General features: G+C 73.9%; 10 protein-coding genes and 1 pseudogene. 4 read left to right on the top strand and 7 right to left on the bottom strand.

Going from position 1 to position 12996, the window contains the following annotated elements; all coding sequences use genetic code 11:
* The 4 genes and pseudogenes from O145_RS11720 to pheA form a co-directional block, all read right to left on the bottom strand.
* Nucleotides 1-208: pseudogene (locus tag O145_RS11720) on the bottom strand (helix-turn-helix domain-containing protein); the annotation flags it as partial.
* Between the two features lie 76 nt (nt 209-284).
* Nucleotides 285-587 carry a hypothetical protein gene (locus O145_RS11715; RefSeq protein WP_156966744.1) on the bottom strand — a complete coding sequence of 101 codons (303 nt, stop codon included), beginning with the start codon at nt 585-587 and terminating at the stop codon, nt 285-287.
* A gap of 230 nt (nt 588-817) precedes the next feature.
* Entirely contained in the window at nt 818-1579 is a 762-nt protein-coding gene (locus tag O145_RS11710; protein WP_411265960.1) for a DUF4143 domain-containing protein, read from the bottom strand.
* A 241-nt stretch (nt 1580-1820) separates the two neighbouring features.
* Nucleotides 1821-2777, bottom strand: a complete 957-nt coding sequence (gene pheA / locus O145_RS11705) for a prephenate dehydratase (protein ID WP_043563213.1) — start codon at nt 2775-2777, stop codon at nt 1821-1823.
* A 594-nt stretch (nt 2778-3371) separates the two neighbouring features.
* Here pheA and O145_RS11700 point away from each other — a divergent pair.
* Both O145_RS11700 and O145_RS11695 read left to right on the top strand, forming a co-directional pair.
* A complete protein-coding gene (locus O145_RS11700; protein ID WP_043563212.1) occupies nt 3372-4304 on the top strand; it encodes a fructosamine kinase family protein in 933 nt (310 codons plus the stop codon).
* Between the two features lie 63 nt (nt 4305-4367).
* Nucleotides 4368-7169, top strand: a complete 2802-nt coding sequence (locus O145_RS11695) for a hypothetical protein (protein ID WP_156966743.1) — start codon at nt 4368-4370, stop codon at nt 7167-7169.
* Here the strand turns inward: O145_RS11695 and O145_RS11690 are convergent.
* Nucleotides 7142-7918: a glycosyltransferase gene (locus O145_RS11690; protein ID WP_043563209.1), complete on the bottom strand. Its 777-nt coding sequence runs from the start codon at nt 7916-7918 to the stop codon at nt 7142-7144. The genes O145_RS11695 and O145_RS11690 overlap by 28 nt on opposite strands.
* Before the next feature lie 645 nt (nt 7919-8563).
* On the opposite strand from O145_RS11690, the gene O145_RS11685 reads away from it, so the two are divergent.
* Both O145_RS11685 and O145_RS11680 read left to right on the top strand, forming a co-directional pair.
* Nucleotides 8564-9292: a hypothetical protein gene (locus O145_RS11685; protein ID WP_043563207.1), complete on the top strand. Its 729-nt coding sequence runs from the start codon at nt 8564-8566 to the stop codon at nt 9290-9292.
* 231 nt (nt 9293-9523) lie between these two features.
* On the top strand, nt 9524-10783 hold the full coding sequence (locus O145_RS11680; protein ID WP_229118534.1) for a hypothetical protein: 1260 nt from the start codon (nt 9524-9526) through the stop codon (nt 10781-10783).
* Here the strand turns inward: O145_RS11680 and O145_RS18270 are convergent.
* Nucleotides 10753-10941 (bottom strand): hypothetical protein, encoded by a 189-nt coding sequence (locus O145_RS18270; protein WP_156966742.1) that lies wholly within the window; start codon nt 10939-10941, stop codon nt 10753-10755. The genes O145_RS11680 and O145_RS18270 overlap by 31 nt on opposite strands.
* A 900-nt stretch (nt 10942-11841) precedes the next feature.
* Nucleotides 11842-12864 carry a LacI family DNA-binding transcriptional regulator gene (locus O145_RS11675; protein ID WP_043563203.1) on the bottom strand — a complete coding sequence of 341 codons (1023 nt, stop codon included), beginning with the start codon at nt 12862-12864 and terminating at the stop codon, nt 11842-11844.
* Nucleotides 12865-12996: the final 132 nt, after the last annotated feature.

Below are 12996 nucleotides of genomic sequence, written 5' to 3'. Positions count from 1 at the left end.
AGCCCATCCTGTATCTCCGCCATTCCGACAGCCACTCACGTACCGTCCCCTCGGCCCGCTCGACCATCTCCGCGATAATATCCAGGCCGACGCCGCGGGCAGCGTACACAATCGCCTCCGCCTTCATTCTCACCAGCCTGTAGGTGTCTGAACGCTTCTTCCACCTGATGAGGATGTCCCGTTCCTCGTCCGTCATGTCGATCTGCATGAGATTATCTTATACGAGGTGCTCCGCAGACGCCAACCAGGAATCCCGCAGCAGTTGCCCCAGAATGCCATTTTGTTTAATTCCGGCCATAGCTCTTCTCATAGTCCTCCGCAAACATGACCGTATGGTCCGCGGACAGGGCCTTGAACTGGATGTTATCGGTATCGATCCTCCAGGCCACGTCGGCTCCGTTCCGGTAGCCCGCGCTCAGGTCGCTGGGCGTGAAGCGGTGCGGTCCCGCCCCCTCTCCTCCGTCGTCGGAGCCCGCCACCCCGCTGAGGATCCGACCGACGTCCGGGACGCCCATCCATCCCTGCGTCCACGCGAGCGCCGTCCCCCCGATGAGCGCCAGGACACTGACGACGACGGTCGGGAGCATCCAGGGGCGCGACCGGAGCAGACGCCCGGCCCCGCTCCCGGCGCGCGCTCCGCACATCGGCGTCACGTCCGACTCCGGAGAAGGAGGCGCCGGCGGCGGAGACGAGAATCCCGGCGGAGGAGGCGGAGGAGAGCCGGGGCTATTCTGCGGCAGGTCGGGATCGGGATTCACCATGAGCGAAGTGTATTTCGCGGCCCGGCCCTATGCGCCCGCACGAAAGCGGCAATTTCTTATACACTTCCACCCCTCCGACTTGTCGCACCCGGGCCGCCGCTCATCGAGTCCGGCCCGTACGGGCCGGTCGGCCGAACGGCTCGACGCCCGTGGCCCGGGAGCCGGACAGGACCCGCCGGCGCCGCCCCCACGGCCCGAGCGTGCTCAAGGGCACGACGACGCCGTCGTCTTCGGTGCGCAATGCCGGAAGGAGTAACCACGACGAGCCCGACCGGCGTGCATTCAATCTTGGCTGCGACTCGCCGCAGGTTCTCGGCCGCTGCACTGATCTGACCGCCGCCGAGATTGACTTCGACTCCGAGCCATGCGCCGTCGTGCCCCTCGACGACGATGTCGATCTCATCCCCGCCCTTGGAGTCCCGGTAGTGGAAGACTCCGCGGGCCTCAGCGGCCTGGGCGTAAACACGGACGTCATGCACGACCTGTCCCTCGAAGAGGAATCCCAAGGTCTCCGGATCTGCGAGCAGCCGGTCGGCTCCGGCGCCCAAAAGGCCGGCCGCGAGAGAGGGGTCGGCGAGGCGGCGCGTCGGGGCCCTGGCGGCCGCCTCCTTGGGCCTCAGGCGCGGGGACCATGCGGGCTGGTCCTCAACGAGGAACATCCGCCCGGCCAGGTCATGAAGGGCGGGAACGGCGGCCGCACCAACAGCCGCCGTGAGCTCCTCCTGCATCCTGCGAGTGAGAGCCGAGAAGGAGGTGGGCTGCGACTCGAGTGCGGCCACAGCCCGCAGGTAGGCGAGAAAGCGGCGCGGGTCGCGCAGGGCACGGAAAGATCGAGCCGGAGCTCCGATGCCGCCTTCCGCCGAGCCGCCTCCGTCTTCCCGGTGGCACGCCCCCTTGATGACGACCCCCTTTCCCTGTTGGTCCGCGTCCGCACCGTTCGGGCCAGAAGGCTGAGATCAAGGGTCGCGGCAGGTCCCCGAACCGATCTCGGCGCGGAAGTGAACCGATCTCGGCAAAGGGCGGGCGGGTGAACAAGGCGAGCGGGGCCCGCTCAGGGCGTCAGAGCGTCCGGCCCGCCAGGACGTCGCCCACCCAGGCGCGGGCGACGACGAAGTCCTTGTCGCTCGTCCCGGCGGGCACCACCACAGGGCGGGCGTCCAGCCTCGGGTAGGAGCCCAGGAAGCGCACCACCGGACAGGTGCGGTGCAGGCCGATGAAGGCCGCCTGCAGGCGCTCCTCCCGGATGTGCCCCTCGGCGTCGATGGAGAAGCGGTAGCGGCCGAGGGAGTCCCCCACCGGCCGGGACTCGATGCGGGTGAGGTTGACGCCGCGAGCGCTGAACTGCTCGAGCATGCTCAGCAGGGCGCCCGAGCGGTCGTGGGGCAGCTGGACGAGCAGCGTGGTCTTGTCCGCGCCGGTGGGCTCGCCGACCCGCCCGGGCCGCATGACCCTGACGAAGCGGGTGACGGCGTCGGGGTTGTCGGCCACGCCCCCGGCCAGCACCTCCAGGCCGTACTGCTGGGCGGCCAGCGGGTTGCACAAGACCGCCTGGTACCCCAGGGCCTCCCGGGCCGCGGCACCGTCGGCCCGGGCCAGGGCGCGCGCCGGGGCGGAGGTGGAGGTTCCGGCGACGTAGGCCGCCTCGGGCAGGTGCTGGTGGACCCAGCCGCGGCACTGCGCCCAGGCGTGGGGGTGGGTGGAAATGGCGCGGACGCCGTCGAGCGCGGTGCCGGGGCGCCCGGCCAGGACGAAAGTGATCGGCACGGCCATCTCGGCGGTGATGACGAGCGGCGAGCCCGCCACGAGGTTGTCGAGGGTCGCGTTGACGCCGCCCTCCACCGAGTTCTCAATGGGGACGACAGCGGCCGCGGCGGCGCGCTCGCGCACGCGGTCCAGGGCGCTGGGGACGTCCTGGCAGGAGTCGAGGACGACGTCGTCGGGGGCGACCTGCCGCAGCGCCATCTCGCAGAAGGTGCCGGAGGGCCCGAGGAAGGACCAGGTGGAGGCGGGACTCATGGCCCCAAGCCTAAACGGTTGATTCTCAGGCGCGTGGGCGCTGGCGAGCCCGGGCAGGCCGGTCGCGCCGCGCCTACGCGCAAGGTGGACCGGGGCCGACCACGGGAACTGCACATGGGAGAGCAGGCCCTCTGCGGAACGAGCAACACTTTTAGTTGATATTCTGCGTTTTCCTGAGAATCGTCACAATCGGTTGACGTGCTCCCACGTGCGCCGAGGGGGGTCAGTGCACATGGGAGAGGCTCTTCGTCCGCCCCCGAGGCCTTGTTTCCGCACGATCCCGCGGTTATGCACGACACAGAATGCAGACGAATGTGCAAACCCATCGGTCCGGCGGCCACGATCCCTCGGCCGGCGGTCGAACGGCGCCCGCGCGTCGAGGCGAGACGGCCGTGGCGCCCGAGAAGTGACCGCCCCACGCGCTGGAGAGACCCCGCCAACTGGGCCGAGCGCCGCGAGCGCAAGGGTGACCGCCCCACGCGCTCGGGACACCCCGGCCCCGTCCGACAGCTCGCTCGGACCGATCTCGACGCGGAAGTGAACCGATCTCGACGAAGGGGGCGGGCGAGCGGGGGCGGCGCATAGGCTGGGCGGATGAGCAGCGCCCACCCCACCATCCGCAAGCACGACGACCTCCCGGGTGCTACCGGTCTGGAGGCGCTCGGCCTGGAGTGGCTCGCCGAGCCCATGGCCGACGGCGGCGCCCACGTGGTCCCGGTGACCACCGGCCCGGGGTGGATCGAGGAGCCCCGGCTCGCCGCCGGGTCCGTGACGGCCTCCGCCGCGGAGGCCTTCGGGCGCGCGCTCGCCGTCACGCACGCCGCGGGCGCCCCGGCCTTCGGGGCGGCCCCGCCCGGCTGGGACGGCCGTACGCAGATGGGCCGCTCGAACGAGCGCATCCGCCCCCACCGGAGCGAGCCCGCCACGGCCGCGCCCCGGCGGTGGGGCGAGTTCTTCGCCGACGACCGTCTGGTCCCCTACCTGGCGCCCTGCCTCGAGCAGGGGTCGCTGACCGAGCGGGGCGTCGCCGTCATCGAGAAGGTGTGCGAGCGCCTGCGCGACGGGGACTTCGACGCCGACCAGCCCGCGCTCGTGCGCCGAGGGGCCCGCGAGCGCGGGGACCGGGTCGCCGTCGCCCGCACCCACGGCGACCTGTGGACCGGCAACGTCATGTGGGTGCCTGGACGGACCATCGACTGGGGGCCGCCCCGAGCAGGGCGGGGACCGGCCACCGCCGACAGCGCAGCCGATGCAGCCGACCGCCAGAGCCGCGACGACGTCGTCGGCGTCCTCATCGACCCGCTCGCCCAGGGCGCGCACGCGGAGACGGACCTGGCGGCCCTGGGCGTGTTCGGGCAGCGGCACCTGGAGAGTATCGTCGCCGGCTACCACGAGATCTCGCCCCTGGCGGACGGGTGGCGGGAGCGCGTCGGCCTGCACCAGCTCCACATGCTCATCATCCACGCCTTCCTCTTCGGCGGCTCCTACGGCGCGGAGACGGCGTCGGTGGCCCGCCGCTACGCGTGAGGGGCCGCAACGGGTGGCGCGAAGCCGCTCCACCCCGCCCGCGGGCGCACGTACCCTGACGCCATGAGCAAGCCCCGGAGGAATCGGCAGCAGCGCTTCGTGCGCGCGGTGGTCTACGTCCTCGTCCTGGCCCTGGTCATCGGGCTGATCGCGACCATGGTGGGCACGGCCCTGGCCTCGCCCGCCCCCCGGCTCCCGTCCGCCGCCGGGGCCGCGGTCACGACGTCCTCCCCGGCCCCGGCGGGCCGGGGCGCGGCGCCGGCTGCTCGGGGTGCGGCGCCCGCCCAGCTGGCCGAGCCGGGCCACAGGCGCGCGCCCGTCGTCGTCCTGGGCACTGTGGACCTGACCTGGGCGGACCTCCTGACCGCCGCCGACTCCACGGACGTCTCCTTGGCCGCGGCGGCCAAGGTTCTGCTCGCCTATGCGGACGGCGGGCAGCCGGTCAACCTCGTCACCCGCACCGTCGGGGAGCGCACCTGCCCGGCCGACGGCTGGCTGACGCTCGGCGCGGGGTCGCGCGTGCGCGCCGCCGAGCGCTCGGGCGACGGTGCCGCCGGCTGCCGCTGGCCCGCCTACTGGACCGAGGCGGCGGGAGTCACGGGGAGCACGGGCGAGGCGACCGCGCGGGCCGGCGCCCTCGCCGGGTTCCTGGCCCGCGCGGGGGCGACGACGGCGGCGGTCGGACGCGGAGGGGCCCTGGCGCTGACCGACGACGGCGCGGGCCCGGCGGTCGGCGGCTCCCCGAGCGAGCTCCTGGCCCGGGAGGACCCGCCCGACCTGATCATTGCGGACACCGTCCCGCAGGCGGCCGGCACGGCGGACACCGCCGACCTGGCGAGCTCCGACGCCGAGAGGATCCTCGCGCTGGCCGACGCCCTGGAGCCGCTGGCAGACGCCCCCGCCGGCACGCGCGTGGTCGTCGCCTCGGTCGCCGACGCCACGGACCCGGGCCCCCAGCTGGCGATCCTGCCCCCGGGGACGATCTCCCCGCTGGGGACAAATAACCTATTCCTGGTAGGCGCCTCCACGCACCGGCGGGGCCTCATCCAGCTCACCGACCTGGCCCCGCCGCTCGCCCTGGCCGTCACCGGCCAGACGCCGGGCTCGTTCTGGTCGCAGCCGCTGGACATGGCGCACGAGTACCGGGACTCCCTCGGCGGAGCCCGCAGCGTGCTCGGCAACGGCAACCCGGTGAACGGGACCTCGCGCGCACGGGCGCTGGCCGACGACGCCCTCCACGCCCGCGCCTCCCGGCGCGCCACCGTGCCGACGGGCCTGGCGCTCATCGGCGCCGCCCTGGCGCTGGGGCTAGCGGCGGCCCGGGTGCTGCGCTCCCCGCGGGACGCGGTGAGCGATGGGCCGCAGGACGCTGTGGGCGGCGAGCGTCCCCGGCCGGGCACCGGGCCAGCCGCGCCGGCCGCGCCGGACGCCCGGCCGGCCACGGAGGCAGGCACAGAGGCAGCCCCGCCTGTCAACGAGGCCGCCCCGCCGGAGGCCGAGCCGTCTGCAGGGCCGGCCACGGGCGCCGCCCCGCCGGACGCCCAGGTCGCCCCGCCGATTGCGGAGCCGGCTCTCGCCGAGGCGCCCCGCACCGGGCCCTCGCCGACCCGCCTGCGCGCCCTGGCCTGGGCGGCCTGCCTGGTGGCCATGCTGCCGGCGGGCCTCTGGCTCGCCAACGGGGTGCCCTGGTGGCGGGCCGGAGGCGCTGCGACGCCGGTGACGCTCGGCACCGGGCTCGTCTTCGCGACGGGATTCGTGGTCGTCACGGCGGCGCTGGCCCGGGCGGCGCTGGCGCTCACGGAGCGTCTGCGCCCACAGGCGGCGCAGCGCCTGCTCGCGGAGCTCGGGCTCGCGGGCGCGGATCCCGGCTCCGTGACGCCGAGGGGCCGCGGGGCGCTGGTCTCGGTACAGATGCTGGTGGTGCTCCCGGCCGGCATGATCCTCATCGACGCCGCGCAGGGGGCGCCCCTCGCCTTCAACGGGCCGCTGGGGATGAACGCCGTCGTGGCCGGGCGGTTCTACGGCGTGTCCAACACGGCCTTCGCGCTGGCCGCGGCCTCGCTCCTGGTGGCGATCGCCGCGTGGGCAGGCCCGCTGGTGGCGACGCGGTCCGGGTCGCGCGAGCGGCAGCGGGCCCTCACGGTGGCGCTCGTGGCCGGATTCGGGGCCGCGGCCCTGGCTGTGGACGCGGCGCCGAGCACGGGCGCCGACGTCGGCGGGGCCCTGTCCCTGGTGCCGGCCCTGGTGGCGCTGGGGGCCGGGCTGGCCGGCGTGCGCCTGGGGTGGTGGCGGTGGGCCGGCGTCGGGGCGGGCGCCGTGGGCGTCGTGCTCCTGCTCGGGCTGGGCGACTTCCTCATCGGCGGCTCGAGCACGCACCTGGGGCGGTTCTTCGGCCAGCTGCTCACCGGCACCGCGGGACCGACCCTCACGCGCAAGGCGACGGCCCTCGTCGCCCCCTTCGTCACCAGCAGGCTCGCCCTGGCGGGGCTCGTCGTCGGGGCGGGCGCGGCGGCGCTCGTCGCGCGGGCCGCGAGGCGCGCGGTGCACGAGGCCCGGCGGGGTCGGGGGCCCTACGCGTGGCTCGCGCGCCCGGGGGCGCTGCCGGGATGGCTGGGCCCGCTGGGGCGGGCGCTGGCGGTGCTGGTCGTCGTCGAGGTGCTCGTCAACGACTCGGGGCTGACCATGCTGTGCTTCTCGGCCGCTGCCGCCGCACCGGCGCTCACCGCGGTCCTCGCCGCCCGGCTCGCCGCCGCGTCTGCGGCACCGGCTGGGCCGCTCGCGCCAGCCGTGCTGCCCGCACCGGCTGGGCCCTCGCCGTCGTCGCCCCCGCCGAACGATCAGGACGCCGGGCCGTCCCAGGCCTGATAGGCGAGGAAGGGCGACTGCTCGCGCACGGACTCCCGGCTCATGGCCTTGGCGGGCACCCGACGGCGGCGCAGCCGGCGGCCGGCGACCGCCCGCAGGACGTCCTTGTACTGGGAGGCGCGGTGCAGACGGCCGGCGCTGTCGTTGCCGGTGACGCGGTGGGTGATGCTGCAGGGGACCTCGATGACGGTCATCCCGGCCACGAGCACGTCGATGGTCAGGCCCACCTCGACGCCCCACCCCTCGGCCAGCGGCTCCGCCGCCTCGTAGGCCCGCCGCGTCAGGCAGCGCTGCCCCGACAGGGGCGCGACGGGCGACCAGCCGGTGGCGACCGCGATGGCGGAGCGCGCGAGCCGCACGACGCGGCCGCGCCCCCCGGCCCCCGCCTGCTTGGGCGGGACGGCGATCGACATGTCGGCGACGCCGTCGACGATCGGGGGGACGAGCTCGGCGCAGGCGGCGGCGGTGTCCCCCACGTCGGCGTCCACGAAGAGCAGCAGCCGCGCAGGACCGTCCTCATAGTCGCGCATCCCCACCACGCTGGCGCCGGTCTCCAGGGCTGAGGCCTTGCCGCGGCCCACGGAGTGGCGAACGGTCACCGCTCCGGCGGCGCGGGCGTGGTCCTGGGTGCCGTCGGCAGAGCCGTCATCGACGACGACGACGAGATCGACGCGGGGAATGGACCGGCAGGCGCGCACCGTGGCCGCGATGCGCTCCGCCTCGTCCCTGGCGGGGATGATGACGGCCACCCGCTGCTCAGCGCACCGGTCGGGCTGTGGCTCATGCGATGGCGTCGGACTCACAGGGCCAGGGTAGCCACACGACGGCAACTGTGGCTGTTCCGGTCGGCGCACGCGTGCCGTCCGGCAGAGCGGGCGACGGGCGGCGGGCGGGCGAGGATCGGCGGCAGTGCGCGGCACTCGCGGCCGGGACGGGCGTTCGCAGCCGGAGGACGCCCGGCAGTAGTCCTGACAAACCGCAGCGGACCGGGCGGCCACGGGGCCCGACGAGGGGACCTCGGTCCTGCGACGACCGGTGAAACGGTCGCCGAAGATGACGGGATGTCCGATCACCTCCCGATTCGTGACCTTGATCACAGAAAGGCGGCGTCGGCCATGAGATTCTTCCCTTCCGGGAACCCGTCAACGGCGCCGGGTTCCTCCCTGTCGCCCGGGCCGCCGATCGGCGTCGTCGATGAGGGCGGCGCCCGGCAGCCCCCTCTCACTCCTCATCTCGTTGTCTCTTCGCCGAGATCGGTTCACTTCCGGCTCGAGACCGGTCCGAGGCGCCTGCCGGGCGCCGCCGCCCGGGGTGCGCCCGGGGTGCGGTCCGCAACACCCGGGAGGCACCGCGAGTCGCCAGCGGGGGATGCTCGTACCACTTATGATCACGTTGTGGTATCACACGATGCGGTAGCGACGGACCTGACGCCTCAGCAGCATCTTGAGCTGCAGTTCAAGGCGTCCTCGTCCAGCGACCTCATCGACGACGGGCTGAGGACCATCCGCGACGGGCGCCTGTCGACGACCAACCGCGATCAGGTGCTGGCGAGCCTGGCCACCGGGCTCGGCCGGCTCTACGCCCTCGCCCTCGACCTGCACCGCCTCGAGCTCGAGCGCATGCCGGAGCGCCCGGCCCCAGCGGCGTCCCGCGACCTCGGCCTGGCGGACCTGCACGCCAGGCTCTTCGACATTCTGGGGCTCCATCCCGAGCGCTCGGGCGCCGCGGCCGACCAGTGGCTGTGTCGGCTGAGCGCCGACCCGATCGCCGGCACGCTCGTCGAGGCGCTGGACGCCTACCGGGACGCGGCGGCGAGCGAGCGCACGGCCCCGGACGGCGCCTGGGAGCGGGTTCGGGCCGCCGTCGACCTGGACCCGGGCGTCGGCAGCCTGCGGCACAGGTCCCAGGAGGACGACAGGACCGACGACGAGGCCGACGCGACGAACACCGACCGCGCACCGGCGCGGGCCTACCGGAAGGCCTGGAACAGCCGGTTCATCTCCACCATCGAGACCATCCGCTCCACCATCGACGCCTGCAGCCAGGACGGCCTACTCGGCGGCCCGGCCCAGAGCCTGGGGGCGGAGCTCGCCAGCCGTCGTCAGGGAACGGACGCGGCATGAGCCGGCGCGGCGCGGCGGCTCGTGCCGGACCGGGGCCGGGACGACCGCGCCGAGCTCCCCGCCGACGCAGCGCGCGCCCGGGCGCCGCAGAGCATCGACAATAGCCGGACAGCTACTCGGCAGCACAGTGAGCCGCTCCAGCGCCCCGCGCGGCGAGCGCGACAGACACGAGCACGTGAGGATGATGAACAGGTGGAAGGACTCTCACAGGTACGCCGGTCCGGTGAGGCCGTGAGCGGCGCCGTGGTGCCGCCACTGTCGGGTCCTGTCCGGGTGGGCGACTACGCGCGCTCGGCCTGCCTGATCGCCGACGACGGCTCGGAGAGGCCGCTGCTCCCGGAGGGGGCGGTGACGCGGTGGGACACGTCGTCGGCGATGTGGATGTCGTCCGGGCAGTCCTGGGGCAGCGAGTTCGACCAGTACGTGCTTCCCCCCGACGGGGGGTGGTCGCTGCTGGTCCCGCAGAGCATCGACTGCCCCAGGGACTTCTCGGCCTGGAGCGACCGCGGCGCCTGGGGGCGGCAGCTCCCGTCGGAGACCGCCATCGACGGCTTCCGGGCCGCGGCGACGGCGATGCTCGACCGCACGCCGGTGCGGCTGCTGGACGTGTGGGGGGACACGGCGCGGGTGAGCGCTGACGAGCGCGATGCGCTCGGCGACTGGGTTGACCTGTCGAGGCTGACGCGGGTGGTCGTGGAGCAGACCCGGGCCCTGACGGCGACGAACGGCGAGCTGACGGCGTCGGTCCCCGACCGCTTCATGGACTGGCGGGTGGTGCTGCCGCGGGGCTTCAGCGGACTGGACGGCTCCGGCTCCGCGCCCGAGGCGCCGCTGGCGGGATGGACGCCGTCGTACGTGGGGCCGGTCCCGGCCTCGGGGCAGATGTTCGCGGTGCTCGGCGGTGTGCCGTTCAAGGCGGCCGAGTTCCACGACCGCGACCACGTGTACCCCGAGCCGGTGACGCTGCTGAAGGCCGACCCCTACTACCCGCGCCCGCAGGGGTTCGGCGTCGACCGGAACTACTCCAAGTGGTGGATGACCAGGCCGATCGCGACCTCACAGCTCGACGGGACGTTCTCGGTGGCGCGCGTGCGGGCCATCTGGCGGGGCAGGCACGTGGAGGTGCGCCACGTGGCCTACGCCTACGCCTACGTCCGGGACCTGGAGACCGTTCCGGGGCGCCAGCGGCCGGCGCGCCAGCCCGGGCTGGCCGAGCTGGACTCCATGGAGGGCCCGATACGCCTCGACGAGCTCCAGCACGTCAGGTTCAGCGTCTCGGTCAAGACCCGGCACCGCGACGGCGGGCCCTGGCGGTTCCTGGAGGCGTGGGGACTGAACCCGTACCTGCGCACCTGGGCGGCCGTGCACGTCGAGCGCGGCGCCTGGCAGTCGTGGCCCATGCCGGCGGGCGCGCCCGCCGGCGCAGCCGCGCCCGCGCCCACCAGGAGGTCGCGCCGCAGTCACCGCTCCTCGCAGTACGCGGGCGCCTGAGGGGCAGCGTAGTGGCACTCGTCGACGGTGACCCGCCCGTAGCCGCGCGCGAGCTCGACGCGCATAGAGACGACGTCGGCATCAGCGGCAGGAGGAGCCGACGTCAATGCCGTGGGAGACTCCGGCGGCGGAGGCCGCCCTGCCCGCGCGTCGTTCATAAGCCCAGGCTACGGGAGCCACGAAGGCACAGCATTCATAGAACGTTCACAGGTTATGTGGGGGCGTGCATTCAGGTCGGGAGGGTTACATAGATACTGCCGTCGGACGGTACGGGCCGCATAGGGACGACTCCCTAGCGACTGGCCCGGCCGAGATGCGTCGGGGTCGCAGGGAGCCCCGACAACTCGCTCCGGCGAAGGAGGATGTGCTCTCCCGGACAGCAGGGAACCTGGGCGAGCCCCTCGATGCCGCAGGCCCGCGGGCCGGGAGAGACAACCCGGCACCGCGGGCCCGGTCCTGTTCGGCCTGCTTGGGTCCTGTTGCGACAGCTCTTCGGGCGGCGGTGTCACAACAGGTCACAACAGGGACTGATGGTTGGTTCCGAGGAGCGGCCCGATGCCCGCGGTCGCACGTGAGGGGTTCGGGCCGTGCGTCGGTCCAGGTCGGTCTCCCGAGGGTCTCGGAGAGCCGATGGAGGCCCGGCGGCGGGCGCCTCGAGTCTCCCTGAACCGATCTCGAGCCGGAATACGACCGATCTCGGTGCGGAACTGAACCGATCTCGACGAAGGGGGCGATTTCCTAGGTGTTTCACAGGCGGAGCGGGGCGGTTTTCCAGGAGTCGCTGGTTACATGGTCATTGCCGCTGGACGGGGCGGGCCGCGAGGGTTGGGGAACCCGGTGACCGGGCCGCCGTCGAGGTCGGGACGGGTATTAGGGAGCCCGGGCCGGCCGCTCCGGCGAAGGAGGATGCGCTCCCCCGGATATGGGAACCCGGGGTCGAGCCCCTCGACGACGAAGGCCCGCGGGCTGGGAGAGACAACCCAGGACGCGGGCCGAGTCATGTCCGCAGCCGGATGCCACCGGCCGGACGCGGCGGGCGGTCGCCCCGCCGCTCCGCCTCAGACCGAGGCGCGCTCGACCAGGCGCATGTCCATGACGACCGTCTCGGGGGGCGCGCCGTCGATCATGGCCAGCGCGAGCTCGGCCGCGCGCGCGCCCTCCTCGCACAGCGGCTGGTGAACGGTCGTGAGGCCCGGGGTGTACCGGGAGGCCAGGGCGTGGTCGTCGAAGCCGACGACCGAGACGTCGCCCGGCACGTCCCTGCCGGCCTCGCGCAGGGCCTCAATGGCGCCGACGGCGATGCGGTCCGAGCCGGCCAGGACCGCGTCGAAACGGGTGCCGGACTCCAGGAGCCCGCGCACGGCACGGTGCCCGCCGAGCTGATCCCAGCCGGTATGGACGGTCCGGACAATCCGGCCGGCCCCCGCGCACCCCTCGAGCACGCTCCGGTAGCCGCGGATGCGATCCGCCGACGCCGGGTTCTCGGCGGGGCCCATGACGCACACGACGTCGCTCCTGCCCGCGGCCACGAGCGCCCGCGCCGCCAGGGCCGCCCCGTCGACGTCGTCGGAGTAGACACTGGAGAAGACGCCCCGGTACGGGTCGCCCTCGAGCTGGCCGCACAGGACGACGGGGACGCCGAGCGCCCGGAGCCGGGCCAGGAGCCCGGCCCCCTCGTAGGGGGTGATGACGATGACGGCGTCGACGGCGCCCCTGCCGACGTGCTCGACGACGCGCTCCCGCTCGGCCTCGGTGGCCGCCTCCAGGATCATGGGCAGGTTCGGGCCGTCGGCGAGGCGCGAGACGATCCCGTGGCACAGGCGCGCGTAGGTGGGGTCGGTGAAGAGCTCCTCGAGGGGGTCGGTGAACAGCAGGGCGATGGCCTCGGACCTCCCGACGGCGAGCGCCCGGCCCCGGCGGCTGACGACGAAGCCGGTCTCCTCGACGGCGCGCATCACCCGGTCGCGGGTCTCCTGCGTACTCTTGGGGGAGTCGTTGAGCACCCGGGAGACGGTCGAGGGCGCGACGCCGGCGGCGCGGGCGACGTCGGCGATGGTCACGCGCTTGCCGGAGGTGGTCACGGCCCCATCCTGCTCGAACGCGCGCGGATCCGCATCCCGCTTGCGCTCCGGGCAGCCGCCGCCTATATTCGTGGAACCGCTTCCACGCTGCTGTGGAACCGGTTCCCCATATCCTGGCCCGCTGGGCCGCTA

This window comes from Actinomyces israelii DSM 43320 (assembly GCF_000711965.1).
Classification (GTDB): domain Bacteria; phylum Actinomycetota; class Actinomycetes; order Actinomycetales; family Actinomycetaceae; genus Actinomyces; species Actinomyces israelii.
The sequence above is the reverse complement of the archived record's forward strand: the minus strand, read 5'-3'. Positions and strand labels throughout refer to the sequence as shown.

What these genes read in the sequence shown, in the direction of transcription:
- O145_RS11715 (WP_156966744.1), bottom strand. Translation starts at nt 587, where the DNA reads ATGCTCCCGACCGTCGTCGTCAGTGTCCTGGCGCTCATCGGGGGGACG.
- pheA (WP_043563213.1), bottom strand. Translation starts at nt 2,777, where the DNA reads ATGAGTCCCGCCTCCACCTGGTCCTTCCTCGGGCCCTCCGGCACCTTC.
- O145_RS11700 (WP_043563212.1), top strand. Translation starts at nt 3,372, where the DNA reads ATGAGCAGCGCCCACCCCACCATCCGCAAGCACGACGACCTCCCGGGT.
- O145_RS11695 (WP_156966743.1), top strand. Translation starts at nt 4,368, where the DNA reads ATGAGCAAGCCCCGGAGGAATCGGCAGCAGCGCTTCGTGCGCGCGGTG.
- O145_RS18270 (WP_156966742.1), bottom strand. Translation starts at nt 10,941, where the DNA reads ATGAACGACGCGCGGGCAGGGCGGCCTCCGCCGCCGGAGTCTCCCACG.